This is a genomic window from Polaromonas sp., assembly GCF_029945685.1.
Taxonomy (GTDB): Bacteria; Pseudomonadota; Gammaproteobacteria; order Burkholderiales; family Burkholderiaceae_C; genus Polaromonas.
This window is the reverse complement of record NZ_JAQSDA010000020.1, coordinates 565,502-589,620: the sequence shown is the minus strand read 5'-3', so window position 1 is coordinate 589,620 and position 24,119 is coordinate 565,502. Positions and strand designations below refer to the sequence as shown.

The 24,119-nt window shown below is 51.3% G+C and carries 24 protein-coding genes; 14 read left to right on the top strand and 10 right to left on the bottom strand.

What is annotated here, in order from left to right:
• Nucleotides 1–23: 23 nt before the first annotated feature.
• The 4 genes from PSV26_RS14370 to PSV26_RS14365 all read right to left on the bottom strand — a co-directional run bounded on the left by PSV26_RS14370 (nt 24) and on the right by PSV26_RS14365 (nt 2,742).
• Complete coding sequence (locus tag PSV26_RS14370; RefSeq protein WP_366946010.1) at nt 24–725, bottom strand: SOS response-associated peptidase family protein; 702 nt, start codon at nt 723–725, stop codon at nt 24–26.
• Nucleotides 726–756: 31 nt separating this feature from the next.
• Nucleotides 757–1,281 (bottom strand): DUF4238 domain-containing protein, encoded by a 525-nt coding sequence (locus PSV26_RS22695; protein WP_366946013.1) that lies wholly within the window; start codon nt 1,279–1,281, stop codon nt 757–759.
• 23 nt (nt 1,282–1,304) lie between these two features.
• Nucleotides 1,305–1,727 carry a DUF4238 domain-containing protein gene (locus tag PSV26_RS22690; protein ID WP_366946012.1) on the bottom strand — a complete coding sequence of 141 codons (423 nt, stop codon included), beginning with the start codon at nt 1,725–1,727 and terminating at the stop codon, nt 1,305–1,307.
• 79 nt (nt 1,728–1,806) lie between these two features.
• Nucleotides 1,807–2,742, bottom strand: coding sequence for a hypothetical protein (locus PSV26_RS14365; RefSeq protein ID WP_300571647.1), 936 nt, complete (start codon nt 2,740–2,742; stop codon nt 1,807–1,809).
• A gap of 336 nt (nt 2,743–3,078) precedes the next feature.
• Between PSV26_RS14365 and PSV26_RS14360 the strand changes: the two genes are divergently transcribed.
• The 8 genes from PSV26_RS14360 to PSV26_RS14325 all read left to right on the top strand — a co-directional run bounded on the left by PSV26_RS14360 (nt 3,079) and on the right by PSV26_RS14325 (nt 13,165).
• Nucleotides 3,079–3,537 (top strand): thermonuclease family protein, encoded by a 459-nt coding sequence (locus PSV26_RS14360; protein WP_300571774.1) that lies wholly within the window; start codon nt 3,079–3,081, stop codon nt 3,535–3,537.
• 131 nt (nt 3,538–3,668) lie between these two features.
• A complete protein-coding gene (locus PSV26_RS14355) occupies nt 3,669–4,307 on the top strand; it encodes a hypothetical protein (RefSeq protein WP_300571645.1) in 639 nt (212 codons plus the stop codon).
• A 99-nt stretch (nt 4,308–4,406) separates the two neighbouring features.
• Nucleotides 4,407–4,652, top strand: coding sequence for a hypothetical protein (locus tag PSV26_RS14350; RefSeq protein WP_300571643.1), 246 nt, complete (start codon nt 4,407–4,409; stop codon nt 4,650–4,652).
• A 252-nt stretch (nt 4,653–4,904) separates the two neighbouring features.
• On the top strand, nt 4,905–5,225 hold the full coding sequence (locus PSV26_RS14345) for a hypothetical protein (RefSeq protein WP_300571642.1): 321 nt from the start codon (nt 4,905–4,907) through the stop codon (nt 5,223–5,225).
• A gap of 306 nt (nt 5,226–5,531) precedes the next feature.
• Nucleotides 5,532–8,159, top strand: coding sequence for a DNA methyltransferase (locus tag PSV26_RS14340; protein ID WP_300571640.1), 2,628 nt, complete (start codon nt 5,532–5,534; stop codon nt 8,157–8,159).
• Nucleotide 8,160: 1 nt separating this feature from the next.
• The gene (locus tag PSV26_RS14335; protein ID WP_300571638.1) at nt 8,161–10,080 is read left to right on the top strand and encodes a DEAD/DEAH box helicase; all 1,920 of its coding nucleotides are present in this window, start codon (nt 8,161–8,163) and stop codon (nt 10,078–10,080) included.
• Nucleotides 10,077–11,234 (top strand): GIY-YIG nuclease family protein, encoded by a 1,158-nt coding sequence (locus tag PSV26_RS14330; RefSeq protein ID WP_300571636.1) that lies wholly within the window; start codon nt 10,077–10,079, stop codon nt 11,232–11,234. The genes PSV26_RS14335 and PSV26_RS14330 overlap by 4 nt, the downstream gene beginning before the upstream one ends.
• A 41-nt stretch (nt 11,235–11,275) precedes the next feature.
• Nucleotides 11,276–13,165, top strand: a complete 1,890-nt coding sequence (locus PSV26_RS14325) for a DUF262 domain-containing protein (protein WP_300571634.1) — start codon at nt 11,276–11,278, stop codon at nt 13,163–13,165.
• Between the two features lie 173 nt (nt 13,166–13,338).
• Here PSV26_RS14325 and PSV26_RS14320 read toward each other — a convergent pair whose 3' ends face one another.
• The 3 genes from PSV26_RS14320 to PSV26_RS14310 all read right to left on the bottom strand — a co-directional run bounded on the left by PSV26_RS14320 (nt 13,339) and on the right by PSV26_RS14310 (nt 15,873).
• Nucleotides 13,339–14,163 carry a lambda-exonuclease family protein gene (locus tag PSV26_RS14320; protein ID WP_300571633.1) on the bottom strand — a complete coding sequence of 275 codons (825 nt, stop codon included), beginning with the start codon at nt 14,161–14,163 and terminating at the stop codon, nt 13,339–13,341.
• Complete coding sequence (locus PSV26_RS14315; protein ID WP_300571631.1) at nt 14,160–14,819, bottom strand: DUF1071 domain-containing protein; 660 nt, start codon at nt 14,817–14,819, stop codon at nt 14,160–14,162. The genes PSV26_RS14320 and PSV26_RS14315 overlap by 4 nt, the downstream gene beginning before the upstream one ends.
• A 103-nt stretch (nt 14,820–14,922) precedes the next feature.
• Nucleotides 14,923–15,873, bottom strand: coding sequence for a DUF932 domain-containing protein (locus tag PSV26_RS14310; RefSeq protein ID WP_300571629.1), 951 nt, complete (start codon nt 15,871–15,873; stop codon nt 14,923–14,925).
• A gap of 293 nt (nt 15,874–16,166) precedes the next feature.
• On the opposite strand from PSV26_RS14310, the gene PSV26_RS14305 reads away from it, so the two are divergent.
• Together PSV26_RS14305 and PSV26_RS14300 are read left to right on the top strand one after the other, a co-directional pair.
• Nucleotides 16,167–17,075: a hypothetical protein gene (locus PSV26_RS14305; RefSeq protein ID WP_300571628.1), complete on the top strand. Its 909-nt coding sequence runs from the start codon at nt 16,167–16,169 to the stop codon at nt 17,073–17,075.
• A gap of 41 nt (nt 17,076–17,116) precedes the next feature.
• The gene (locus PSV26_RS14300; protein WP_300571626.1) at nt 17,117–17,551 is read left to right on the top strand and encodes a helix-turn-helix domain-containing protein; all 435 of its coding nucleotides are present in this window, start codon (nt 17,117–17,119) and stop codon (nt 17,549–17,551) included.
• Between the two features lie 200 nt (nt 17,552–17,751).
• On the opposite strand, the gene PSV26_RS14295 is transcribed toward PSV26_RS14300, so the two are convergent.
• Nucleotides 17,752–18,444 carry an HNH endonuclease gene (locus tag PSV26_RS14295; RefSeq protein ID WP_300571624.1) on the bottom strand — a complete coding sequence of 231 codons (693 nt, stop codon included), beginning with the start codon at nt 18,442–18,444 and terminating at the stop codon, nt 17,752–17,754.
• 120 nt (nt 18,445–18,564) lie between these two features.
• Here PSV26_RS14295 and PSV26_RS14290 point away from each other — a divergent pair, with 120 nt between their 5' ends.
• Both PSV26_RS14290 and PSV26_RS14285 read left to right on the top strand, forming a co-directional pair.
• Complete coding sequence (locus PSV26_RS14290) at nt 18,565–19,008, top strand: hypothetical protein (protein WP_300571622.1); 444 nt, start codon at nt 18,565–18,567, stop codon at nt 19,006–19,008.
• Nucleotides 19,009–19,023: 15 nt separating this feature from the next.
• The gene (locus PSV26_RS14285; RefSeq protein WP_300571620.1) at nt 19,024–19,731 is read left to right on the top strand and encodes a hypothetical protein; all 708 of its coding nucleotides are present in this window, start codon (nt 19,024–19,026) and stop codon (nt 19,729–19,731) included.
• A 71-nt stretch (nt 19,732–19,802) separates the two neighbouring features.
• On the opposite strand, the gene PSV26_RS14280 is transcribed toward PSV26_RS14285, so the two are convergent.
• Nucleotides 19,803–20,237 (bottom strand): transcriptional regulator, encoded by a 435-nt coding sequence (locus PSV26_RS14280; protein ID WP_300571618.1) that lies wholly within the window; start codon nt 20,235–20,237, stop codon nt 19,803–19,805.
• Between the two features lie 80 nt (nt 20,238–20,317).
• Here PSV26_RS14280 and PSV26_RS14275 point away from each other — a divergent pair, with 80 nt between their 5' ends.
• Entirely contained in the window at nt 20,318–21,859 is a 1,542-nt protein-coding gene (locus tag PSV26_RS14275; RefSeq protein WP_300571616.1) for a hypothetical protein, read from the top strand.
• A 299-nt stretch (nt 21,860–22,158) separates the two neighbouring features.
• Entirely contained in the window at nt 22,159–22,563 is a 405-nt protein-coding gene (locus PSV26_RS14270; RefSeq protein ID WP_300571614.1) for a hypothetical protein, read from the top strand.
• A 189-nt stretch (nt 22,564–22,752) separates the two neighbouring features.
• Here the strand turns inward: PSV26_RS14270 and PSV26_RS14265 are convergent, their stop codons facing one another.
• On the bottom strand, nt 22,753–24,033 hold the full coding sequence (locus PSV26_RS14265) for a phosphatidylserine/phosphatidylglycerophosphate/cardiolipin synthase family protein (protein ID WP_300571612.1): 1,281 nt from the start codon (nt 24,031–24,033) through the stop codon (nt 22,753–22,755).
• Nucleotides 24,034–24,119 lie beyond the last annotated feature (86 nt).

Below are 24,119 nucleotides of genomic sequence, written 5' to 3'. Positions count from 1 at the left end.
CTTTGACCCATACGCATGCAGTCTCAAAACAGCCCCGGATCCTCAGGCGGCAGCACTCTGACAGTTCTCACACTGCTAGCCTTAGGAGCTCTAGGAGGTAGCGGTGCAGCAAATGCTTCCAACGGCCCAGTCCATTGCTTGAAGAATTTCGGGGCTTCCTTCACGGGACACGACAGCCATTCCCCATAGTCCTTGGGATCCAGGATCACCACCATTCGTTTCTCGTCGCCAGGCTTGTGAAACCGCTGCATCACAGGATGGCCGTCTGCGTTGATCGTCAGCATCGCAAATGTAAGCTGTTCCCGACCGTCTGGATGTCGCCACTTTCGGTAGATCCCCGCTAGTCCCATCGGAACTTCACCTGGCTGCTGGATCAACCAGCGAACGGCCTTGCCGGTTTCCCAGTTGGGTTCATAGAACGATTCGACCGGAATGATGCACCGCCAGCCTTTGCTCCAGGACTCTCTAAAGCTGGGCAGCTTAGCCACTGTCTCCGACTTGGCGTTGTAGGTCTTCCGGCCCGCAGCGAGTTCGGCGAAGTGGGGGAGGAGACCAAAAATTCCATCGTCAACGACTTTGTTGCCTGAGCCATCTTCGGCCAGTCGGATGAACGGGGCTAGCCCCAGAGGCCAAACGTCGACTGGAGCTTCGTCTTTGGCCCGTTCAATACCAAAAAACGTCAGCATCCGATCTGAACGGGTTACTGGGCGGTAGTTGGAGCACATGGGAAGGGGCGGCTTTTCGACTCCGATGGGCCTACTTGCTATGCCATTTTGGCTTTGGAGTTCGAGTTCCGAAAATATAGTCAGGTAGTGGCAAGAGGTGTTGGCCTACATATCCTCCTGTCTGTTTATATATTGGAGATATCGAGGCATATCGTTTGATCAGATCCTCTTGACCTGGACTTTGCGCAATTACAGCTTCATAGCCAAATCTGCAGGTTTGGGCATTTATGACCTCGACCCATTCGGGATCTTTCACTTCGCTATGCAAGAGACCATGGGCGCCGAAACTTTCCCGATATTCCGTTGATCCCAAAAGGAGTACGTTCGGACTCACGGGGAACATGAGAAGGATTGGACTGTTAGGCTGTAAAGCGTAGGGCTGCTGCTGTTCGAACGGAGTTGCTGGATTAAGCCAGGCAACGGGGTTGTCACTCGTTAAGAACGGAAGTGGTGAGGTGTTATGTATTGCCGCAAGCCCCACTTCATTGAAGATCGATCCCATGGCTTGCATTACCTTGGCCATGGCGTGAATGCTTTGATGCGGGTCTATGGAAATCTGAACATCGTCAACGATGTTCTCTAAACCTGCGGGAGGAGGGGCAACTTTCCATTCTGCAACATGTCGACCATAGTCGCTCTAACTTTTTCAGAGAGTGCTGCTTCTGTTCCATCGCGGCTCGCTGGAACCCGCGCTCGTTGCAGTGCCATGAACTCAAAGATATTCTCCAACCTGTCGTTGACGTTTTCTCGTCGCTGAAGTCTTGATACCGTTTCTGGCCACGGGCCTTCGATAGTCGAGAATAAATCTTCTAGCGTGTTGTTGTCTGTACCCCCTTCGGGTATAGGTTGAGAATAGTAGTAGCCACGAAATTGAGTTGCATCAGGTTTAACGCGAAGCAACGTCTCAGCTCTGTCCTTTCTGTAAACGCATATCCGACCTTCTGCATCACAGAAAGCACTTAAGTAGGCTTTGGGAACGTAGTGGTGTCGCTTTTTCTGCATATTCATCCATGCGACCAAATTGGGTTTGGATCAACTCGCTTAAAGGTTGGACATCAAGAATTGACCGCGCAGTGACTTGTCACAAGGTCCCGGCAAGTCCGCGCAAAATTCGGTGAGCATTTGCGCTCATATTGACCTGAGACGCAACGCAGAAATTTTCAAAGTTCTCCCAGTTCTTTTGCCGGGACAACTTTTCAGCGTCAGCGATAAAAAGTTCTGCAGTTTGTAATAGGCCGCCCATAGCTCCGAACTCAAGTGACTTGGCAGCTAGTGCTTTGTGAGATAGAAGGGCCAAACTATCATCTTCTAGCTCCTCCAATGGAACAATTATTTTGAACTTTAACTCTCTTATGAGCTTGGGACTAACGCTTGCGGCATTGATCCCATCGATGTAGCCCATAGGTGTACGGACGGTGCTTTGGCCTGGATACAACGCACGCTCATCCGCATCTAATTTTCTGAAATAGCTCAATCTACCGCGATCTTTCTGGCAGCTTAGGAAGGCTTTGTGTAGAGGCCTGTCCGAAGCTATCGCAGCGATTATTGTGTCCACGGTCCTGTGCGCAGCTTCAACGAGGGAAGATAATTTTCTGGCGTTTGCTAGAGTCTCTTGACGTTTGCGCATTGCTTCGGCTAGGACATCTTGAAGCGCCTGCAATGTGGTTTGTTTTTGGAATCTTGCCTCCATCTCAGCCCATTCGGCTCCCAGGCGAGTCTTGCCACAACACCTCCCGATATTTGTCTCTTTACCAATGGCGTTCACCACATTAAAGCCGGCTCCGTGGTATTGCTTGCAGCCTACAAGGCCGCAGTGAACATACGCACCTTTCTTGAATCCATACCCACCGAATATTTGTAGCGGTTTGTCTTTTTCGGGTTCTAAATCGGCACAGTAGTTAGGACGTGATCGAAACTCCTCAGCGGTTTCGAATCGTAGGAGCCTTTTACTTTCCATTGGCTTTTGAGCCTCATTAGATGGCTCACTTTTGGAAGATTCGCTGTCGGCAAAGGTCATTTGGCTCTCCAGTGCTTGTCTCAAAGGCTGCTGTCGATTCCCGCAATTGTACTGGACAATATGTGTTTATATACAGTATATTTGAGTCATGGACGAGTTGACCCCCAGCCAATGGATTGCCAAGTGCGGCGAGAAGCTGCATGAGCGTTGGCAAACAGTTCAGCCTGCCCAGTTGGAGGAGGTTGCTGTGGTCATTTGGCAGGACACAAAGCTGCGCTCTATGTCACCGGACGAGGCCGCCACGACTTGGTTACGTCCAGTCGTTACGACTCCGCCCCCTTGAACGCTGTGAAAGGCCGGCGTGTGATATCTAGGTGCGTCGTGGGTCTGTGCTTGATGGTTCTCGCTCATGGGATTGCTGCCGGTGAGACCATCGAAGGCAAAGTTGTACGAGTCAGCGACGGCGACACGATCACGGTCCTCGATCAGTCCAAGACCCAGCACAAGATCCGCCTTTCCGGTATCGACGCTCCCGAAAAGGGCATGCCTTTCGGTCAGAAGTCCAAGGACAACCTCTCAGACATGGTTGCCGGCAAGGAAGTGACCGTTGAAACGACCAAGCTTGACCGCTACGGCAGAAACGTTGGCAAAGTCCTCGTTGAAGGCCTGGACGCCAACCTGGCTCAGGTCGAGGCGGGATTTGCTTGGCACTACAAGGCTTACCAGCGAGAGCAATCCGGAGCTGACCGCTTGGCATACACCCACGCTGAAGAGCGTGCCAGGGAGGCTCGGAAGGGGCTTTGGATGGATCGAGAGCCGACGCCGCCATGGGAATGGCGGAAGCAAAGGCGGTAGTAAAACTCCAAAGATTTACACGTCTCCCCCAATTGGAGGGTGTGGGGTGGGCACGAGCGTTGCAAAATCGTTGGACCATCTCCAATAATCGCTTTGGAGTGGTAGCAGTTCAACCCAACCGGGGGACTCGAATGAACATTCGCCTAAATAGCCTGCTCGTAGTGGTTGTCGCTCTTTACGCGCAACTCGCGCATGGTCAGATAACTTTCCCTGTTGATCGCCCAGCAGTTCAGGTCGGAGATCGCTGGAAAGCCTCAGCACTTGATGGTTTTTCCAAGGTAGCAACCGGATCGCGGGAGGAGGTTGTTGCTTTAGTCGGCATCGACAGTATTTCAACAACCCGGAAGACCGATGGCACTCCGAGTGAGTCATATCTCTATGACCTCGATTGGAACAGGCTAAGTGATGTCAAGGGGAGAATTGAGAAGGAACAACGATATGCGTTCCCCCTTGTGCTCGGGAAGACGTGGAGCGCATCTTGGAATTGGATTAATAGCCGGGGGCGTGAGGGTCAAATTGAAATGACCTACACAGTCGCTGGCACGGAGCGAATCACGGTTCCGGCTGGAACTTACGAAACAGTGAAGATTGAAGGAAAAGGTGTTTGGAAAAATCGCAGCTCGGGATCTTCGGGGGTTGCAGTTGAAACTGTGTGGTACTCACCCATAGCCAAACGCTACGTGCGTAGCACTTGGGTAACTCGGTATGCCGGTGGGGCACTTGACCAGAACACGATCTACGAAGCGCTGGAAGTCGATGTGAAACCATGAATTTCCCCAAAACTTCGCCCACGAGCAACAAACCTGTTCCAGAATTCACTGCATCTCGCTAAACTGCCCTCGGGATGTCCCCACTCAACGGAGAATTTCATGCTGAAGAAAATTTGCTTGATCGCCGCTCTCACGTTCACTGGCTCGGTATTCGCCCAGGATGCAACCTGCGCGGCGAACGCCGCTGAGAAGAAGCTGGCTGGTGCTGCCAAAAACTCGTTCCTGAAGAAGTGCGAGAAAGACGCTGCAGCTAAGTGCGACATCACCGCAAAGGACAAGAAGTTGGCTGGTGCTGCTAAGAACAGCTTCACGAAGAAGTGTGTGAAAGACGCGGTAGGGGCGTGACACCCAAATTCCCAGAGCTAGATGGGCTACTTGGGTCGGCTGCTCTCTCGGCAGTATTCAAACCGCTGCCGGGTGCAAATGCCTGAGTAAGCTGAAAGCTCCGAACAACTATGTCGGGGCTCCCAAAGAGTTTTCAGAACTGCAGACGTAGCTGCTGCTCGTGAGGATATTCAGCCACGTCAGGGATTGGAGAGGCCCTATGGAGTCCAGATAAGGTGAGTGTTTTCTAAGAACGTTTATGGGAGAAATGGTATGAGCAACAAGATTGAGCTACCGAGAGATTGGGTTTGCGACGGAAGGGAATTGAAACCAAAGAATGGGGCCACATCCTCAAACACCTGGGTGATGGATGGGAAGGAAATTAAGCCCAAGAACGGAGCCACTTCCTCAAACACCTGGGTGTGGGACGGCAAGGAGCTAAAACCTAAGAACGGTGCAACCAGCTCCAACACATGGGTTGTAGAAGGGCAAAAGATAAAGCCGAAAAATGGTGCGACATCTTCAAATTCTTACGAAGTGGGGGACCTTTCAATACTTGCGATTGCCGGAAAACTCACCCTTCGTCTGTACTAGATCAAGCGATTGTTCAATGAGGAGGCGTGTCTACGAGTTCTATTGATCTCCGGCTTAAACGCTGACGCCGGGATCTTTGAGATCTTTTGCCGCATCGTGGCTACTCCAGGCTTTTATCCAGACCGCAAGGTTGAGGGGGTGTACGTTGACCGCTGTACGCCGGTTGTTGAGCAACGGCTGAGCTTGGCTGGGGCTAGGTTGGCTAGGATGTTGAACGGTGTCTGGCCGTGAGTATCAAGCGTCTGTATCATCACGAATGGGGAAGGCAACATTGCCCATAAACCAAAAATTAGATCAATAAAAACTATGAACATTGCCCAAATTGAGCAAAACGTACGCCAAGTCCTACTCACCAGCGATCAGTCCAATTTCATTTACGATCTTTTGACAGCCTACGGTAAGCCTAAAGCTTCCATCACGAGGCTTGCGGCCGGCGAATACAACCTCTCCAAAGACAAGACCTCCGTTCTTTGGAAGAGCCATGTCTTCTTCAGTGCCACCAACAGTCAGAAACCCAGTGAACTGCTCAAGCAGATGAAGCTGGTTGATGGAGTCAAAAAGCACAAGCCCAGGTTCTTGCTTGCGACTGACTACGAAAAAATAAGTGCATACGACACCAAGACAGGTGAAGACCTGGAAATGGAATTCGTTGAACTCGGAAGCAAATTTGACTTTTTCCTCCCGTGGGCAGGAATGGAAAAATCAAAGCAGGTGGAAGACAGTCCTGCTGATGTCAAAGCAGCCGAAAAAATGGCAAAGCTTTATGACCTGATTCTTGATAGAAATCCGGTTGAGACAGTTGAGGATCGGCACAGGCTTAATGTATTTCTCTCAAGATTGCTATTTTGTTATTTCGCTGAAGACACAGAAATCTTCAAGGCCAAGCTGTTTAGCAAAAGCATTGAGTCGCATACATCAGCAGATGGAACTGACTTAACTGAGTACCTTCAAACCCTCTTCTCCGTTTTGAACCAAGAAAAACGGGACAAGTCGCCCGTTTACATGAAAGACTTTCCATATGTAAATGGCGGATTGTTTGCTCAGAACATTGAGGTCCCGAAATTTGATAAACGCTCACGTGACCTTTTAATCAAATGCGGTCTTGATCTGAACTGGTCTGAAATAAATCCAGATATTTTTGGTTCGATGTTTCAAGCAGTTGTTGACGTTGAACAGCGCGGGAGCATGGGGATGCACTACACCTCAGTAGCTAACATCATGAAGGTTATCGAGCCTCTTTTTCTTAATGGTCTTTACGAGGAACTCCAGAAAAATAGGGATAGCGAAAAACGATTGCAGGATTTGCAACGGCGGATTTCAAGAATAAAAGTTTTTGATCCAGCGTGCGGATCAGGAAACTTCTTGATCATTGCCTATAAGGAACTTCGCAGACTTGAAATGGATATTTTCAATCGATTAAGTGAACTAAATCATCAACTTGATTTCGGATTGACGGGAATCCAGCTAAGTCAGTTCTTTGGCATTGAACTGGATGACTTTGCACATGAAATCGCAATGCTTTCATTGTGGTTGGCTGAGCACCAAATGAACATGGTGTTCATGAAAAAATTCGGGAAAAACACACCGACATTACCGTTGAAACCGAGCGGAAAGATTGTTTGTGCCAACGCGACTCGCGCCGATTGGAAGCAAATCTGTCCCATTTCACAAGATGAGGAAATTTATGTTCTGGGAAATCCGCCGTATCTAGGGTCTAGAAGGCAGAGTGAGGAACAGACGGCAGATCTTATTCATGTATTTGGTGAAGACTATAAAAGTGTTGACTACATTTTTGCGTGGTTTGTTAAAGCTGCAGCCTACATATCCGGAACTTCATCGGCCTTTGCCTTTGTGTCGACCAACTCAATTTGTCAAGGTGAGCAAGTTGCTCTTGGATGGCCACTTGTGCTAGAAAAAAATCTAGAAATTTTCTTTGCCCACACTAGCTTTGTATGGTCCAACAGTGCCAAGAAGAATGCAAAAGTCGTCGTAATTATTATCGGGGTGAAGGCTGTCGGACCCGGTAAAAAAATTATCTACAGGAACAGCTATGCGAAAGAGGCGAAGCAGATAAATCCATACTTGGCTGATGCAAGAACGGTGTATGTGCATTCGCGTTCGAAGCAGATTGCTGGCTATCCTGAGATGAACTTCGGGAACATGCCCGCGGATGGCGGAAAGTTGTTGCTGACCACAGAGCAAAAAATAGAAGTCGTTCAAAGCGACAGTAGGGCCGAGCGATGGATAAAGCCCTTCCTTTCAGCGAAGGAATATTTGAATGGATCGGATCGTTGGTGTATCTGGTTGGAGGATGTGGATCGCAAGAGCTATATGGATGTTGCCGTGATTGCAAAGAGAGTAATTGAGCTGAAAAAGATTCGTGAAGCGTCGTCGCGGCCTCAACTAGCCGCTATACCTCACCTTTTTGCGCAGATCACACAACCCAAAGGTCAGAACTTCATACTGATTCCCTGCCATTCATCATCGCAACGTGAATATATACCTATGGGTCTATTCACTCCAAAATATGTCGCTGGAAATAGCTGCCTCATTATTGCAAGTCATGACTTATTTTTATATGGTGTATTGATGTCAAGAATGCATATGGTATGGGTGGATGCTGTTTGTGGTCGTATAAAGCAGGACTTTCGATACTCCAAGGATATCGTGTACAACAACTATCCGTTTCCGAGTCCAAAAGAATCTTTTAAGGCTGCGGTACGCACCAAAGTTTTGCAAATGCTTTCAATAAGGGAGGCTTACTCCGAGAAAAGTCTTTCTGATCTTTACGATGTTGAAGACATGCCTGATGACCTTCGAAAAAGTCACCATGAGCTTGATATAGCAGTGGAGCAATGCTTCCGAATCTCAGGTTTTGCAGATGATGAAGAGCGTCTGAGCTATATTTTTAATCAATATTTGGAAATGAGCTGAGATGCCTAATTTAGTCGAAGTCACCTACCATCAGACTGGTGAGAGCACGAAGCTCAACGACATGGGTATGCGGGAGATGCAGGCTCGGGCTTATGAAGCCAGGAATCAGCAGTATCTTTTACTGAAAGCTCCACCTGCTTCAGGTAAAAGTCGTGCATTGATGTTCCTCGCCTTGGATAAGATTCATTACCAAGGAATCAAGAAGGCAATCATTGCTGTTCCTGAGCGGTCTATCGGATCGTCATTTGCCTCCACACCGCTGTCAGAGCATGGGTTCTTTACAGACTGGGTGGTGAAGCCTGAGAACAATCTTTGCACACCAGGTGGAGATCAAAGCAAAGTTACGGCATTCAAGAATTTCTTGAAGGACGACAGCGACATTCTGATTTGCACACATGCAACTCTTCGCTTCGCATTCGAAGCCATTGAAGAGGAAGCATTGGACGGTTGTGTTCTCGCAATTGACGAGTTCCACCATGTCTCAGCAGATGCTGACAGCAAGCTTGGCTTCCTGCTGCGCACTGTCATGCAGAAGTCAAAGGTGCATATTGTTGCGATGACTGGAAGCTACTTCCGTGGTGACAGTGTCCCCGTGCTGTTGCCTGAGGATGAGGCCAAGTTCACTAAGGTGACTTACAACTACTACGAGCAGTTGAACGGCTACACCTATATGAAGTCATTGGGTATTGGCTATCACTTCTACCAGAGACGTTATCTCAGTGCGATTGGTGAAGTACTGGATACAGACAAGAAAACAATCCTTCACATTCCACATGTTCGGTCGGGTGAATCTACCCAGGACAAGTACCGAGAAGTTGACGAGATCTTAGACATCATTGGTGTCGTGCAAAGCCAAGACCCTGCAACTGGGGTCATCACAGTCAAGAGGCACACTGACGGAAAAATTATCCGTGTTGCCGATTTGGTTCACGATGAACCTAGAGCCAGAGACAAAATAGTCAATTTTCTGAGGACAATAAAAACGCCAGAAGAGCTTGATCTCATCATTGCCTTAGGAATGGCGAAAGAGGGCTTTGACTGGTCATTCTGTGAACATGCGTTGACTGTCGGCTACAGAGGCTCTTTGACGGAAATTATCCAGATCATTGGCCGTTGCACGCGGGACAGTCCCAATAAGTCCCACGCTCAATTCACGAACCTGATTGCGCAGCCTGATGCACATGACGATCTTGTGAAGGTTGCCGTAAACAATATGTTGAAGGCCATTACTTGTTCACTTCTGATGGAGCAGGTTCTTGCGCCGAACTTCAAGTTCAAAACCAAACTGAATGATGACGACAAGGCAGGACCAGGCGAAGTAAAGATCGGTGGTTTCAAGGAGCCATCCACAAAGAAGCTCAAAGATATCATTGAGTCAGACCTAAACGATATGAAGGCAGTCATTCTTCAAGATGACACCATGCTCAAGGCAATACCTGGAAATGTTGATCCTGAAGTCATCAACAAAATTCTCATCCCCAAAATCATCAAGCTTCGCTATCCAGATTTGACGGACGACGAAGTTGAGACAGTACGCCAGCACATCGTTGCCGACTCTGTTTTGAAAAGTGGAGAATTTAAGGAGGACGGTGATCGCAGATTCATCAAAATGGCTGGTAAGTTTGTGAACATAGACGACTTGCATATTGACCTCATTGACAAGGTGAACCCGTTCCAGTCGGCTTTTGAAATCTTATCCAAATCTGTCACAGCAAGTGTGTTGAAGACCATTCAGGAAGCCATTGAAGCAACCCGTATCGTTATGACACCGGAGGAGGCATTGCTCCTATGGCCAAAGGTGAAGGAGTTCACGCGCATCAATGGAAGAGCACCTAACCCACAGTCTACCGATGCCCTTGAAGTCCGTATGGGTGAGGCACTTATCTACATTCGAAATCAACGGAGACAGCAAGGCGTATGAAGAAGGAAGACCTTCTCAAGCTGGTGGCTGACGACGACCTTGAATTGCTTAAGGTTAAGCCGATATCAACTGGTGCCATGACGGCAGACCATCGTCTTGTTTCGTCATTTAAGGAGATTGAGGAATTCTTTGTCAAAAATGGACGTGAGCCTCAGCCCAATCATTCAGACATGCATGAGTTCAAGCTCAATAGTCGTCTAGCTGGCATTCGTTCAAGTAAGCTCAAATCTGATTCACTGAGAGCCATTGACACCCATCAACTTTTGGGGAAATTTGTTGAGACTGTTGATGATATTTATGGGGACGACGACCTAGGGCTACTGGACGAAGGTGAAGAGAGCATCTTTAAGCTTCGCCACGTTCCATCCACCATGAAAATGCCTGACAAAATTGCTTCTCGCAAGCCGTGTGAGGACTTTGAAAAATTTGAGCCGCTATTTGTCACTTGTCACGCAGAGCTTAGTGCTGGCATGCGGGAAATGAGGGCTTTTACGGGTGAACAGCAGATCAAACCAGGTCACTTCTTCGTACTGCATGGAGTGGTTTGTTATGTGGCAGAAGTGGGCGAGAAGGAAGTAAAGAACAAGAAGGTAAATGCCAGGCTCAGAGTCATCTTTGACAATGGCACTGAGTCCAACATGTTGCTTCGCTCCCTTGCGACAGAACTCTACAAGGACCCATCTGGTCGGCGTATCCTTGACGGCCACGACAAGGCATTGGAGGAGCTGGAACTCATCAAGTCGGATGACCAGTCCACCGGCTATGTTTATGTCCTGAAGTCCAGAAGCGAATTGCCCGAGGTCAAGAAGATCGCCAACCTCTTCAAGATTGGCTTTGCCACGACTTCAGTTGAAGACCGTATTAAGAATGCAGCCAAGGAGCCAACCTACTTGATGGCGCCGGTAAAAATTGTCTCAGCGTTCCAGTGCTACAACCTCAATCCACAGAAATTTGAGAACCTGCTTCACACATTCTTTGGAAAGCACTGCCTGGAACTGAAGGTCACAGATGGACAAGGCAAGCTTCATGTTCCAAGAGAGTGGTTCATCGCTCCTATTGCCAGCATTGAACTGGCGATTCAGCTACTTATAAATGGCGAAATTATTCATTACCACTATGACGGTGACCTTGAGCAGGTAGTTCTGAAAGATTGATCTAGCCGCATCGATCAACATTCAATAAAAAGAAGGACATTATGGATTCTGACCGCACTTCGGTTCATCAACTCTTTAAACCTGAGCGCCAGTATTGCGTTCCGTTTTACCAGCGTGCTTACGTTTGGAGTAAACAGGATCAATGGTCTCGCCTGTGGTTGGACATCCAGCAGAAAGCAGAAGCACGATTGGCTGATTTGCCACCGACGCCTCACTTTATGGGCGCAATAGTCTTGGAGCCGCAAGAGCGCAAGAAGATACTGGGCGTTGAAAAAGTTCACATTATTGATGGACAACAACGGATTACAACGCTTCAATTCGCTCTAGCTGCGCTCACCATCGTTTTGCGTAATACCGATTGCGTTGAGCTCCTTCCGGCAGTTGAAACATGCCTGCAGAACTCTGACTTGCGAAACATGCGCGATAAATCTGTTGAGCCTTTTAAGGTTTGGCCAACGTTTTATGACCGGGGGGCCTATGAGCGTGCCATCGTATCTACGTCGTTTGACGATCTGCGACGTGATTTTCCTGAGCATTTCACTCAGCAAGCGACACTGAAAAAAGTTGGAATCAATCACCCGCCAGCACTCGCAGCTATTTGGTATTTCGCAGAGCAGATGACTGCCTGGATGAAGACTATTGACAGTCCGCCAAACGAGGCATCTGAAGCGTTGGTGTCTGCCGTGTTGGACGATCTTGTAATAATTGCAATTACGCTCGATGCGAAGGATGATGCGCAAGTAATTTTTGAGACTTTAAATGGGCACGGGGTTGAACTCACTGCCACCGATTTGATTAGAAATTATGTTTTTCTGAATGCTGAGGCGGAAGGATCTGATGCTGCTGCGTTATATACCGAGCTTTGGAGCCGCTATGAAAGTAGGGGATGGAAGTCCAACGAACGCAGGGGTCGCCTGAATCGGCCCAGGACCGAATGGTTTGTTCAAACTGTATTGCAAGCGGAATTGCGGGATGAAGTAGACCAGGGACGAATTTATGCTGAGTATCAGCGATATGTGAAAGCTACGGGAATTAGTGCAGAAGGTCAACTTCATCTCTTGGATGAATATGCCGACTCCTATGAAGCCCTGTTGGACGGAAATCCGAAGGCCCCGATTGGCCATTTTGGTAAGCGTTTTGCACAGTGGGATGCTAGTACGACTTATGTACTCGCACTCGCAATTGCACGGTCTGGCGGCTCCGAAGCTGAACAAAATGAGATGTTCAACACCCTTGGTTCATACCTTATAAGACGTGCAATTTGTAAGTTGACGAACAAAAACTATAACAAGGTATTTTTGCAGGTACTTCGAAATCTTAAGGGTAGCCCCCTCACGTCTAGTAGCTTGTCTGAAGCACTAAAGGCGTTTTCAGGGGATGCTGGACGGTGGCCACGAGACGACGAATTTTTGCGCCATTTTGTGGGTAGTCCCATGTATGGAGGACACTTGGATACGGCCAAAATGCGTTCGGTGCTAGTGGAGTTGGAGAACGCCTTGCGAACTGAGCGATCTGAGGAGCCTATCACCCCATCGCTTGATAGTTTGGATATTGACCACATGCTGCCGCAAAGCTGGACTGAGCATTGGCCGCTTGGAGACGGGTCAGTAGCTTCGGCACAAGAGGTGGTTGACGTTAATTCCGGGTTTATTTCAACCGATGCACGAACGGCTAAACAAGCGGCAATTGCGAAGCGTGAGCAACTGATCCCTACTTTCGGAAACCTCACCTTATTGCACTACGGAACAAATCGAGCGGCAAAAAACTATAGTTTTGAAGTGAAGAAGGACTTATTTTTATCGCACACGAACCTACATTTAAATCGGAGCTTGCTCTCAGCAAGCGTTTGGGGTGAAGACGAGATTACTCAGCGAGGAAATTCACTTTGGGTTGCTGCTTTGCGTATCTGGCCAGGACCCGTCGTGAGCTAGCCAGATGGCGACCTCGTGCCTTTCACCGAGAGAAAAATGCCCTAAGGCCCCATTCTCTTCCTCTGTCACTCAGCCCCGAAAAATGGCTCTGAACACCATTGACAGCAGCCACAGCCAAGCCATCGCCACGCTAATCAGCAGGACTGGTGTAAATATTACCCAAAACAGCACGCTCAACATGGCTGTACCTCCTGCTTGGTCAAAGTGACCCGAACCTCCTCTTTCGAGTTCATCCGCCCCTTCCAGAACCGACACACAGACACGCCATAGCCTCGCTCACTGCTGTGCTGGGCCAATTCCACAAGTTCCGTCTTGGCCTCTTCAGCCTTTGCCAGTGCTAGCTCTGCAGCAGTCTTCCGGGCAATGTAGACCTCAGCCGCCGACCTCCAGGCGTCATCATCCCGGTAAACCGTGTCCAGTGGCGTCAGTGGTGGTGGGGTGTCGGTGACGACGAACTTCATGAAGGCGTCCCAGCCAGTCTCAAGGACTCCCCAGTCTGTAAGGTCTGGCAGCACTTCCACCATTCGCCCTGACTTTCCGTTGAATACCCAGAAGTGGCAACGCTTGGCTCCGCTGACCATGAGCTGCTGTTGTATTTGCAGTTGGTAGTGGCGTTCAACCTGGCCAGCCTCTGCCAGCTTCCACGTCTCGCTGTCCGTGCCTTTCATAGGGCACTTCACTTCGAGAATCGTGTCACCGGGCAGTGACAGTCCGTCCAGGCTGGCTGAATACTCGCCGTCCACCATGACCACCGGTTGCATGATGATTCCGGTGTGGGTCTCGTAAGCCGCTCTTGCTGCAGGCTCAAGCTCAATGCCGCGCTGCATCGGGTATGTGACTTCCTGACGCCTTCGGTGGGTCTTGACCTCCCAAAGCTGGTATTGAGACATCCAGGGAGACAGCCCAAGCATGGCCGCAGCTTCAGATGCATTCCGATACAAAGCTCTGTGCTGGTGCCATTCCTCAGTACCTTGAATCAGTCTGACGATCCGGGTCATGCTGCCCTCTTGTGTTCAAGGCTTCGGATCACCCGGTCGTACTGGTTCGCCTGGATCTGACCGAGGTTTTCCACCGAGAAGTAGTCCAGCAGACGAGCTAGGTCGGCATCGGTTTCTGCAATCAGTTCCCGGATGCGAGCCTGTTGCTTTGCGTCGATCGTGGCCGGGACTTGTCGGAGTGGGGTAGGCGTAGCCGGAGCCTTTGCTGCCTGGCGTGAGGCTGGTTTTTCCTTCACGGCTGCGGTAGGTGCTGGGGCTGTTTCCAGGTTCGCCAAGTCTTCGCCTGCATAGACGCTCAAACCTAGCCCATGCAGTGCAATACTTTTGACCAGGCACCGTTGAATTGACGTGTTGATGTCAAACGCGGTCGGGTTCTGAATGGGCTTGTTCCGGGCATCGAGCACGGGATGTACCTGGCTCAATGTCACGCCTTCAACAGTCACAGCTACCTCGACGTAGAACCCGGTCTCGGTTGCCAGGTAAGGCAGGCCGTTGAACCGGATGACTTCCCAGCAAGCCAGCGGGTCAGCCTTGCGGAGTTCGGATACGGCGAAGGGCCAGGACAGGTAGCAGAAGTTGCCTTTGCGTTCAACGTGGCTTGCGACGTTGATGTTGCTCAGGCGGACGAACGAATTCCCTTGGGGTTGTTGTTCCATGATGATTTCCTTGAGTTCAAAAAGACAAAGCCCCGGACTGGACAGATTCCAGCCGGGGCCAACGTTTGCACCACCTCAGCGGTGCGGGGAGAGGGGAGAAGGTTTAAGCGGTGAGCAGCATGGCCTCTTGAAATGCTTTCGCCTTGAGAGCCGCACCGGCCCCAAACCAAGCTGAGTTCAGACGGTTGTCCTGGCTTCGAGCTTTGGTTCGGTGGTCTGTGTACTCAGTGAGGCTGTTCAGAAGCCCCCAGGCAGTGTTCTGGGCGGATTGCATGTCGGCACCAAGACCTTTGCCAGAGAACAGCTCATAGACTGTTTGGATGGGTCTATGAGCCTTGCCGTCGTCCTCGAATTCATCGCCCAAGACCGTTTCCAGGAATGCCCGAGCTTCGACTTCGGACACCGGGCGATTTGCCAGAGATTTCATTGAGCGGCTGAATTGGTCCCAGGCTGAGAGGCCCAAGCCAAGACTTTCCTTGACTGTCTTCGGATCGAACCTGGTGGAGTGAGGGACTTTCACAACGCCGGCAGATTCCCCAAGAGCAAGTTGCAAGGTGTTGTTGCAAACGACTCGGACCGATGTGAAGAACGCCTGTGTGCAAAGAGTTCCGTCACATGACGTTGCCAGAAGAAGGTACGCCTTGACCGTATCGTTGCCTTTGAGAACAGTCTGCTGGTTGGTCTTAGCCAGTGCCCAAAGCTTCTTGCCGCCCTTGAGTGCCCCGGCTGTTTCTAGCTCGAAGCCGCCAGCGCTGACCAAACTCCTGAAAAACTCCAGGACTTCTCTTGGCTGAACAGGCTTATAGCGATTCGATACAACGGAAAGCGGTGCGTGTGTGTCACTGCGGAAGAGAACCTTGTTCTCCATGCTGGTGCGAAAGTGCAGTTCGGACTCGGCACCGACTGAATACATGACCGGAGTCTCTTTGATTGACCAAGACATTCCTGCGGCAGCTTGCCAAGCTTCGATAGACTGACCAGGGGGCAGCTTTGAACCAAGGCCATGCCAAGGTGTTTCAGCCACGTAGGCCATGGTGTTGATTTCGTGTGACATTAGTAGCTCCAAAAAGAAAAGCCCCTGCACGAGACCGTGGAGGGGCTTGGATTGAAAGAAAAGGGCTTTTACTTGCTGGCGGTGTCGTTTGGCTTCGAAGCTGAAAGGTACTCAGCGACGGCTTTGACTACTGCAGTTGCTGCGACCTTGAGAAGGTCCAGCAGGATGATTGACATGGTGAGGTTCCTTGGTTGTTGTGTATATTTCTTATACCAACTAGGAGGGCCAAGATTGAGCTTTTGACTTGTATTCAAGGTGGCCCTAAGACCTACCCCCGGAAGAACAGGACCAGAATGATTACAGATATTCCAACCGCAGCGGATTTTCGCGACACGTCTGAAGAGTTGTTCAATCTGGCTTGGGACTCTGCTGCCAGTTTGCTGACCGCCTTTGAAGATGCTAAGGATTGGCTGGAAGATGCAAATGAGGTGAAGAGTGACTATTGGTTGGCGGCAAGACGAAGGCTGGCCACTGCGTTGACTTTGGCTCAACAAGGTGTTGAGTTTGCACTCAAAAGTAAGATTGCCGAGGTTTCTCCGTTCCTCCTGCTGGCCGATAGCCCTTCTAAGTGGCCAGCAATAAAGGAGGGGAATTCAGTAGCTTTTGCCAGTTTTAAAAGTGTCGATGCGCAAGACTTAGTCAAACTGCTGACAACTGTTTCGTCAACGGCTGTAGCGGGTGAGTTTGCAAAACGTTTTGAAGCAGCCAGGAAAAAGAGAAATGCTATTGCTCACACGGTAGACAAGAACTTGGGTGTCGAAGCTCTTGAGGTGGTTGAGACAACCTTGGAGTTTTACTCCTACTTATTTCCTGATAAGCCTTGGCTTCAAGTCAGAAGATATTTAATGGAAACCGCACCAGATTCGATTCTTGATGAGGGGCAGTGGTATCTTCTCTCTCTTTGTGTGGAAACCAAAGTAATAGTTGATCTGATGAGCCCGGAGCAGACTCTCAAACTTTTTGCATTTGATAAGGAAAAACCACGATATTTTTGCCCTGATTGCTTAGTCTCTGTGAACAGAGATGCAGGCTTTGACGAACGGCTTGCTGTTACAACACGAGAGTCCCACGAATGTGGTGAATTGTTCTGTGTTGTCTGCAGTGAGAAATATTTGGTCACTGTAAGGGATTGCCCATTAGAAGACTGCGATGGAAGGCTCTGCTCTTCACAAGACGGACAATGTTTAACTTGTGGAAAATAGTACTCCGTTTGACCTAAAAATAACTCGCTAGTATCTTTCACATGAACATCGCCACCATTCTCAAGTCCGAGATCTCCCGTGTCTCACGCAAGGAGGTCCGCACGGAGCTTCAAGCCCTGAAGAAGTCCTCGGCTGCGTATCGCTCAGACATCGCAGCCTTAAAGCGTCGTGTTGCTGACCTGGAGCGTCTCGTGGCGAAGTTAGGCAAGGGTTCGCCGAAGAGGGGGCCAGTTGTTACCCCTGGAGAGGCTGGATCAGTTGTCAGGTTCAGTGCTAAAGGTTTGGCCACTCAACGCAAGCGGCTGGGGCTGTCTGCGGCTGAGGCTGGGATGCTTTTGGGCTGTTCCGATCAGTCGGTCTATAAGTGGGAGCAGGGCACGACCCGCCCGAGAGCCAGTCAGATGCCAGCCATTGCTGCGCTCAGGAAGATGGGCAAGAAAGAGGCTGCGGCGAAGCTGGCCCCGCCCCAGGAGTGATCTGGGTGTGGCCAGGTTTTTGGCCGATTTCAGTCTGATTTCTCTATCTATATATAAGAAACTTTGAGTCGTCCGACTGCCTTGAATCAAAGGCAAAGAATCGGGTCAACGTACACAAAGTCGCCGAACTTTGTGTACGTCGCTGCAATCTTCGAATGGGCTGATCGCTGATTCTGGTCCTCAATCGCCGTTTGACGCCGTTATTTCTTGAGATGGCGACGCAATTCATCTGGTCCTAAGTTACCGTTGTGAAGCATTGCGTGACAGTTGGGGCAGACAGGCACGAGGTCTTTGAGGGGGTTGACCTTGTAGGTCTTCTTGATTGAGGAGAGCGGGACAACATGGTGAACGTGAATGAATTCACCGCCTAACTTCGCGCCATACTTTTCTTTGAACGTCATATCACAGACGCGGCACTTCGCTCCAAAGTGATCTATGCACGCCTTTCGCGCCTTCGGGTCGCGTTCGTACTTGTTGACAACGACGGAAGTGGTTGCGCCCTCGAAGTAGTCTTTTTCCTCTGAAGGGTCTATCCAAACAGCGCTTGGACGGGGTAAGTAAACGCGTTGCGACCGACTATTCGGTTGGTCGGTGAACTCCGTCCACTTTACGGTTGTTCTACCAACGAGCTTCGTGTTGGAGAACTGCACGTATGAAAATTCATCGGTCCGTGGCCGCTTGATCTTACGGACAAAGTCGCCGACATAGATGTCGCCACCAGTATCCGTCTTGCGGTAGATAAGCACCTTCAAAAATGAGCGATTTTCAGCGAGGCTCCAGCGGCCACTCTCGGATACTGCGCCCAAGTTAATCTTGAGGTTCGCACCGTCCGTGTACAGAGCGAGCGTGGGGGTGGCACGCGGAATAGCGTCTATGTAGGAGTTCAGTTTCATCGGCGGAGTCTGGCATAAGAAGCTACTTTTCGGAAGTCTCAGAGCAGGTCTCTCGTTCCATAGCCAAATGATCGACAAGCTACGTCTGTAATATGGATAGAAGAAGTTAGACTTTGCTTCATGTACATCCTCGGTCCTGGGCGAGCTGCCTTTCTCGAATTTCTCAGAAACCTGACGCCAATGATCTTGCTGGTGTCGATTTCTCTACTAGCCTGGGTTCAACTCGACTTCAGCCGCATAGACCTTAGTAACTGGCTCTTGACTGCAGCCTTCTACGTCTGTGCGTTAACGGCGGCCTTGTCGATGTGGGCCAACGTGTCGGCTTTTATGGACAACGGTTTCATATCACCGCTTGATCTGACCCGAGCAAGGCAAAGGCTGCGGCTTCGCGGACACTCTGACATTAAGGTTTTAGGCGGCATGGTCGCCCTTACCTGGAGGATCAAACGCACCGTTTTTTTGGAGGCTTTCTTTGGCCTTCTCGTGATTTATGCTGGACTATTCGTTGCCGTAATGTCTGCCGTCAATGCGGCAGCGACTGCGTTTCGCAATGGGCTGAGATAACTTGACTGTCGGATCATGCAGCCTGCCTATCTCGCCCGCCTCAGTCAATCCGTCCAGGAGTTTGTCCACAAGGTAGAGCAAGACTCTGGTTTGCAAGTCGAGGTCTTTGGGGATTCAGCGCTCAACGTGGCCGGACCGCTCGGGCAAGGCCGGCTTGAAGTTTCCATTGAACCCCGGCGACTTCGACTGTTTGTACCGACCAACGGGTACTTTCCGGACGGGGCGGTTAGGCATGAGTTTCTTCATATTCAGCGCTTCCATGTTCAGCGCGTGCCGAAGCTGGCATTGGCAAGTGCGATGAGATGGGATCAGGGCATAGCCGAGAGGCTAACGGACATCGACAACGCGTTAGAACACATAGTGATTGTTCCCTTGGAGATCGAACTTCATCCAGAGCGTAAGCCCCACTGGGAAGAGGTCATGGCCGACGTCTGTGGCGGCCTTCGGGCTATCCCCGACAGCGAGAGAAGGCTTGCTGTCTGTTTGCACTGGGCATTCTTACGCTACGTGCTCCCCGACTCGCCTCAAGTTCAGGTTATCCAGGACTTTATGAAGGAGCACAGTTTGTCGGCGGTGGCGAATGACTTTGCCGATCAGCTTCTGGCTGTGCTGGAGAGCAAAGAGGAGATGCTTCGAGTGCTGGCTCGCGCGTTTCCCGAAATTGAGAGGGAAGGGGCCGCAATGGAGTATCTGCGCGGGCTACCGGGTAACGCCGGAAGCTAGGCCCCGAACCCATTTAAGCGGCATTTTTTCGAGCATTTAGCCACCGTGGGACGCCTGAAACCTTTTGCCGGTTATTTCTCGGACGGATCTGCCCAGATCTCACGTTCAAGTGCCAACTGGTCAATGAGCTCGGCCACGATGTAGACCTGGTGCTCTGAAAGCAACCGTAACTTCGCCAGTAGCCTGGCTTCCTTCTCGTTCAGTTGACCGGGCTGTCCTGGCTGTCCACGTTTACCTGATGCCGACTTTCTCGGTGCCGGGGGCGGGCCATTCTTCAGCCAATGAGCGGAGACATTGAGCCAGTCGGCCAGGGTCTGGAGCTTGTCTGCCGTGGGATAAGCCGTTCCCTTTAGCCAACGTTGGGCAGCTTGGGGTGTTATCGGCTCGTTTTGATGCTTCAGATTGAACTGATGAGCCAGTTCAGTAGCCGTTTCAATGGACTTAGGCAGCCGCTTCAGGGCAGTTTTGAGTCTTTCGGCGAACGCTTTTTTGTCATCGACGGGCATTCAGCGAGTGTGAAACGCTGCTGCTATTTTGCGGGAACTGCATAGTTGTTGTTAATAACAACTTGGTTTATGCTTTTGGAATGAACGAAGTACTCGACCAACACTCACATTCGACACCGTCGTTAAGCACCTTCTCGGAGGTCTGGACCTTGGAGCTCGCCGATATCGATGACCGCCTCTCAGGCAATGACCCCGACTCGTTTGCCAATTGGCTTGGAGGTTACAGCAAAAAGTTCGAAAACATAACGGGTGCTGATGCGAATGAGCAAATCGGCATAGTCGGAATGATCCCTGGGGTACGCCATGCAGCCGTAGCGGGTGCGGCCATCGGCATGGGCGTTGACCTGATCAACAGCTTCGACACCATCAAGCAGGCCGACCGCACACAAAGACTATTGGCCTTGTCTGAGAAGCCGGAGATGGTTCCAAACTGGGACACCGTCGAAATGCTGATCGAGCATATCGAGACCTGGCTCTTACCTGTACTCAATCGCAGGAGGGAAGTTCTTCAACAGGTCAATTCGGCAAGCGGTGGCAATCAGACTGTCACTGACCGGGTGACGTTGTATCAGTCGGGGATTGCGGAGCTCAATGCCGCACTGGTCTGGCTTCGGAGCAAGCAGGCCGACTTCAAGCAGGCCTATAAAGCTCGGGAGTCGGTCTACGTCGAGGGTGCCAATAGAGCGCTCAGGGTCTATGCAGAGGCAAAGAAGGCAGTGAATCTGTCGGTGAATGCTTTGCTAATGGACAGAACTGCGGGGAACCAGAAACTGGATGAGATCGAGCGTGGTTTTGCCGCTTTAAGGTGTACTCAAGGCGGCGTCTTGTCCAAGTGCGAGAACTTGGCCTGCGAGGGCTCGGATTTTTGTTTAGCTCACAGTTGCTACATCCAGACATGCACTATGAGCGTGGCCAAGAATAGTCACTATTGCACAGTGCACGGCAAACAACTCCAGGACGTGACCGCCTTCATGCCAAAGCTTTTGGCAAAGAACGGTTTGCTCCCAAAGGAGAAGACGCCAAAGACTCCTGGGGAGAATGTACCGACCGGCTATCTCATCTTGGGGGGGATCTTCATCGTATTTATCTTGATTTTCAATTATGCCGGCGCACTGAACTCGCCGGACAGGGCTCCAGCCCCGGTCCCAGTGACGTCTGTGGTTCAACCTCAGTTTATGAATGCCACGGTGGGTACAGAGGATTTTGCTGCTCTCACTCCCGTACAACTAGAAAACCGCCGGCTAGAGCTTGAGCAGGAAGGTGAGCTGTCCGGAAAGAAGTATCAGACTTTGGTCGAGAAGATTGACGTTCTCAGGCCACGATTGAAGATCGGGGACAGGGACGCAGTTGTAGCCAACGCCAAAGAAATCATGGTAACGATGGAAGCAAGGTTGGCCGAGCTTAGCGCTATGAAAGACGTGGTCGAGAAGCTCATGCAGATCTATCAGTTCATCGAAGCCAACCCATCGAAATTAGCACCGGGAACCGCAATGGCAACCAATACGGAGCGGTTGAAAAACATGCAGGATGCCTTTCAAAATATTCGACAAACCGTGACTGACGTAGAGAGTCAAAACGCTTCCTCTAGATCGGCCCTCGCAGAGGTAATAGCAGCCAGGTAGGACCGCCAATTGCGTCTAAATCTGGAGGCTGACGAACTAAAATAGGAGACATCAGGTAGTCTCCATTTTGGCCTGATGAGCATGCAAAACTAAAAGGAAAAGCACATGTTCTTCACAGAAAACCACGTAAGACGGGCCGTCACCAAAGCCGGTGGCCCGACGCATACATCCAACCAGCTCAACGTATCGAACGGATGCGTTCATAAGTGGATCAGAGCCGGCCGGATCTCAAATATCGACAAGGCTAGGCAACTTTCAGCGCTCTCGGGCATCGAACTTGAGAAGCTCAGGAGCTGCGGATGAGCCCCCCATTTACGCTGCGACTTCTACAGGACAAGATCGGTGAGCAATATGTCGAAGCCAATCCAATCACCAACCAACCACGCATCATCCAAGGCTTAAACGGGGTCTGGGAGAAGCTGGAAGAGCATGGAGGGGTGGGGCAGGTCGCCAAGGTCTTTGGCTTGTCTGAGGCGGGCGTATGGGGCTGGGTGGACCGGCATGAGATACCTGAGATGTACCTACGCTACCTGATGGATACTGGTGAACTGGTGAGCGACGTTCAACTGAGTTCTATCGGGTACGAAGACCCGGCCAGCGGGGACACCTGGCCGGCAAATTGGAAGATGGAGCCGTCGGACTTGGATGGACTTCCTTGGCCTCCGCATAGTGACTGCAAACCGGGGGTACAAGCGGGGGTATAAGTAGTGGTTGCTTGATTTGAATTCTAGATTTCACGGGGCTTTCAAGCGATCATTCAATTGACCCCAGCCCACCATACCGCATGACAAAGGCCGCTAACTAGAGATAGTCAGCGGCCTTTTTCTTGGGCCCATCTCAGCCCGGACCGGTCAATGGCGGGGTTTTGTGACTGCCAGAAACCTGCCCCGGCTTCAGAGCTGGGACTCGAGCAGCAGCGCCAGCCGCTCCATGGCCTTTTCCTTCAGGGGGCGGTTGGTCCATTCCTCATAGGTGATTTGCCGGGAGCGCTTGAGGTCGTCCTCGAACACCCGGGTCTGCCGCGCGGCGAAGATCTCGTCGTAGACGTTGAGGTTGGCCTCGTCGTTGAGGCGGAAGGAGCGGTTGTCGAAGTTGGTCGAGCCGACCGAGACCAGCAGCTGGTCCACGATCATGACCTTGCAGTGGTACATGGTGGGCTGGTACTCATGGATCTGCGCGCCGGCCTGCAGCAGCGGGCCCCAACTGCCGCGGGAGGCCGCACGCACGGTGTTGGTGTCGATGATTTCTCCGGGCGTGATGATGCGGATCTTCACGCCGCGTTTGAGTGCATCGGTCAGGGCCCGGGTGGTGAGCTCGTCGGGGACAAAGTAGGCGCTCGACAGGTCAATGCTGCGTCCGGCCGCCGTGATGGACAGCTGGTACATCAGCTGCATGCTTTCGCTGCCGCCCGAGGGGGAGCTGGAAAACACCTGGGCGTCGCTGTTGCCGACTGCCGGCAGGGCAGGGAAGTAGGCCTCGCCGTGCATCACCTTGCCCGCGACTTTCAGCCAGTTGTCCATGAAAACAGCCTGCATCTGGGCGACGGCCGGGCCCTCGATCTGGAAATGGGAGTCGCGCCAGTGGTCGGCATCCTGGCCGGCGCCTGTCCACTTGGGCGCAATGCCCACACCGCCGGTGAAGCCGGTTTTGCCGTCAACGACCAGCAGCTTGCGGTGGGTGCGGTTGTTCATGCGCGCCAGGTTGTACCAGTGCGGCTTGTGGAACTTGCGGATCTCCACGCCGGCCGCTTCCATTTCCTGCAGAAACGCGTCATCGATCTTGGCGCTGCCCACCCAGTCCAGCAGCACATGCACCTTGACGCCGGCCCGGGCGCGTTCCGCCAGTGCATCGGCAAACTGGCGCCCGACATCGCCAGACCAGTAGATGTAGGTTTCAAAGGTGATGCTGCTCTGCGCGCCCCGGATGGCCTGCAGCATGGCGGGGAAGATCTGGTCCCCGTTGAGCAGCTCCCGGGCCCGGTTGCCGCCCACCAGGGGAGGGCCGAGCAGGGCGCCCATGGCGCGCCGGAACTGGGGGTCCTGTGTGGCGTACAGGCGCGGCAACTCGCGGTTGACCTTTTTTTCCCCGGTGCTGAAATTCAATACGAGCAGCATGCCGGCCACGGTGATCAGGAAGGTGAGCAGAATGGTCAGCACAGGGCGGGTCTTTTTCATGATGGGTCGGAAAATGGGCTGGCGGGTCAAGGCGTGCCAGTGTCGCTGGCGTCGATCGGGAAAAGCTTATCCAGACGCCCGGTTCA

Bases quoted from the DNA above. Each gene is read 5' to 3' on its own strand.
- PSV26_RS14370 (WP_366946010.1), bottom strand. From the start codon at position 725: ATGTGCTCCAACTACCGCCCAGTAACCCGTTCAGATCGGATGCTGACG.
- PSV26_RS22690 (WP_366946012.1), bottom strand. From the start codon at position 1,727: ATGCAGAAAAAGCGACACCACTACGTTCCCAAAGCCTACTTAAGTGCT.
- PSV26_RS14365 (WP_300571647.1), bottom strand. From the start codon at position 2,742: ATGACCTTTGCCGACAGCGAATCTTCCAAAAGTGAGCCATCTAATGAG.
- PSV26_RS14360 (WP_300571774.1), top strand. From the start codon at position 3,079: ATGGTTCTCGCTCATGGGATTGCTGCCGGTGAGACCATCGAAGGCAAA.
- PSV26_RS14355 (WP_300571645.1), top strand. From the start codon at position 3,669: ATGAACATTCGCCTAAATAGCCTGCTCGTAGTGGTTGTCGCTCTTTAC.
- PSV26_RS14350 (WP_300571643.1), top strand. From the start codon at position 4,407: ATGCTGAAGAAAATTTGCTTGATCGCCGCTCTCACGTTCACTGGCTCG.
- PSV26_RS14345 (WP_300571642.1), top strand. From the start codon at position 4,905: ATGAGCAACAAGATTGAGCTACCGAGAGATTGGGTTTGCGACGGAAGG.
- PSV26_RS14340 (WP_300571640.1), top strand. From the start codon at position 5,532: ATGAACATTGCCCAAATTGAGCAAAACGTACGCCAAGTCCTACTCACC.
- PSV26_RS14335 (WP_300571638.1), top strand. From the start codon at position 8,161: ATGCCTAATTTAGTCGAAGTCACCTACCATCAGACTGGTGAGAGCACG.
- PSV26_RS14330 (WP_300571636.1), top strand. From the start codon at position 10,077: ATGAAGAAGGAAGACCTTCTCAAGCTGGTGGCTGACGACGACCTTGAA.
- PSV26_RS14325 (WP_300571634.1), top strand. From the start codon at position 11,276: ATGGATTCTGACCGCACTTCGGTTCATCAACTCTTTAAACCTGAGCGC.
- PSV26_RS14320 (WP_300571633.1), bottom strand. From the start codon at position 14,163: ATGACCCGGATCGTCAGACTGATTCAAGGTACTGAGGAATGGCACCAG.
- PSV26_RS14315 (WP_300571631.1), bottom strand. From the start codon at position 14,819: ATGGAACAACAACCCCAAGGGAATTCGTTCGTCCGCCTGAGCAACATC.
- PSV26_RS14310 (WP_300571629.1), bottom strand. From the start codon at position 15,873: ATGTCACACGAAATCAACACCATGGCCTACGTGGCTGAAACACCTTGG.
- PSV26_RS14305 (WP_300571628.1), top strand. From the start codon at position 16,167: ATGATTACAGATATTCCAACCGCAGCGGATTTTCGCGACACGTCTGAA.
- PSV26_RS14300 (WP_300571626.1), top strand. From the start codon at position 17,117: ATGAACATCGCCACCATTCTCAAGTCCGAGATCTCCCGTGTCTCACGC.
- PSV26_RS14295 (WP_300571624.1), bottom strand. From the start codon at position 18,444: ATGAAACTGAACTCCTACATAGACGCTATTCCGCGTGCCACCCCCACG.
- PSV26_RS14290 (WP_300571622.1), top strand. From the start codon at position 18,565: ATGTACATCCTCGGTCCTGGGCGAGCTGCCTTTCTCGAATTTCTCAGA.
- PSV26_RS14285 (WP_300571620.1), top strand. From the start codon at position 19,024: ATGCAGCCTGCCTATCTCGCCCGCCTCAGTCAATCCGTCCAGGAGTTT.
- PSV26_RS14280 (WP_300571618.1), bottom strand. From the start codon at position 20,237: ATGCCCGTCGATGACAAAAAAGCGTTCGCCGAAAGACTCAAAACTGCC.
- PSV26_RS14275 (WP_300571616.1), top strand. From the start codon at position 20,318: ATGAACGAAGTACTCGACCAACACTCACATTCGACACCGTCGTTAAGC.
- PSV26_RS14270 (WP_300571614.1), top strand. From the start codon at position 22,159: ATGAGCCCCCCATTTACGCTGCGACTTCTACAGGACAAGATCGGTGAG.
- PSV26_RS14265 (WP_300571612.1), bottom strand. From the start codon at position 24,033: ATGAAAAAGACCCGCCCTGTGCTGACCATTCTGCTCACCTTCCTGATC.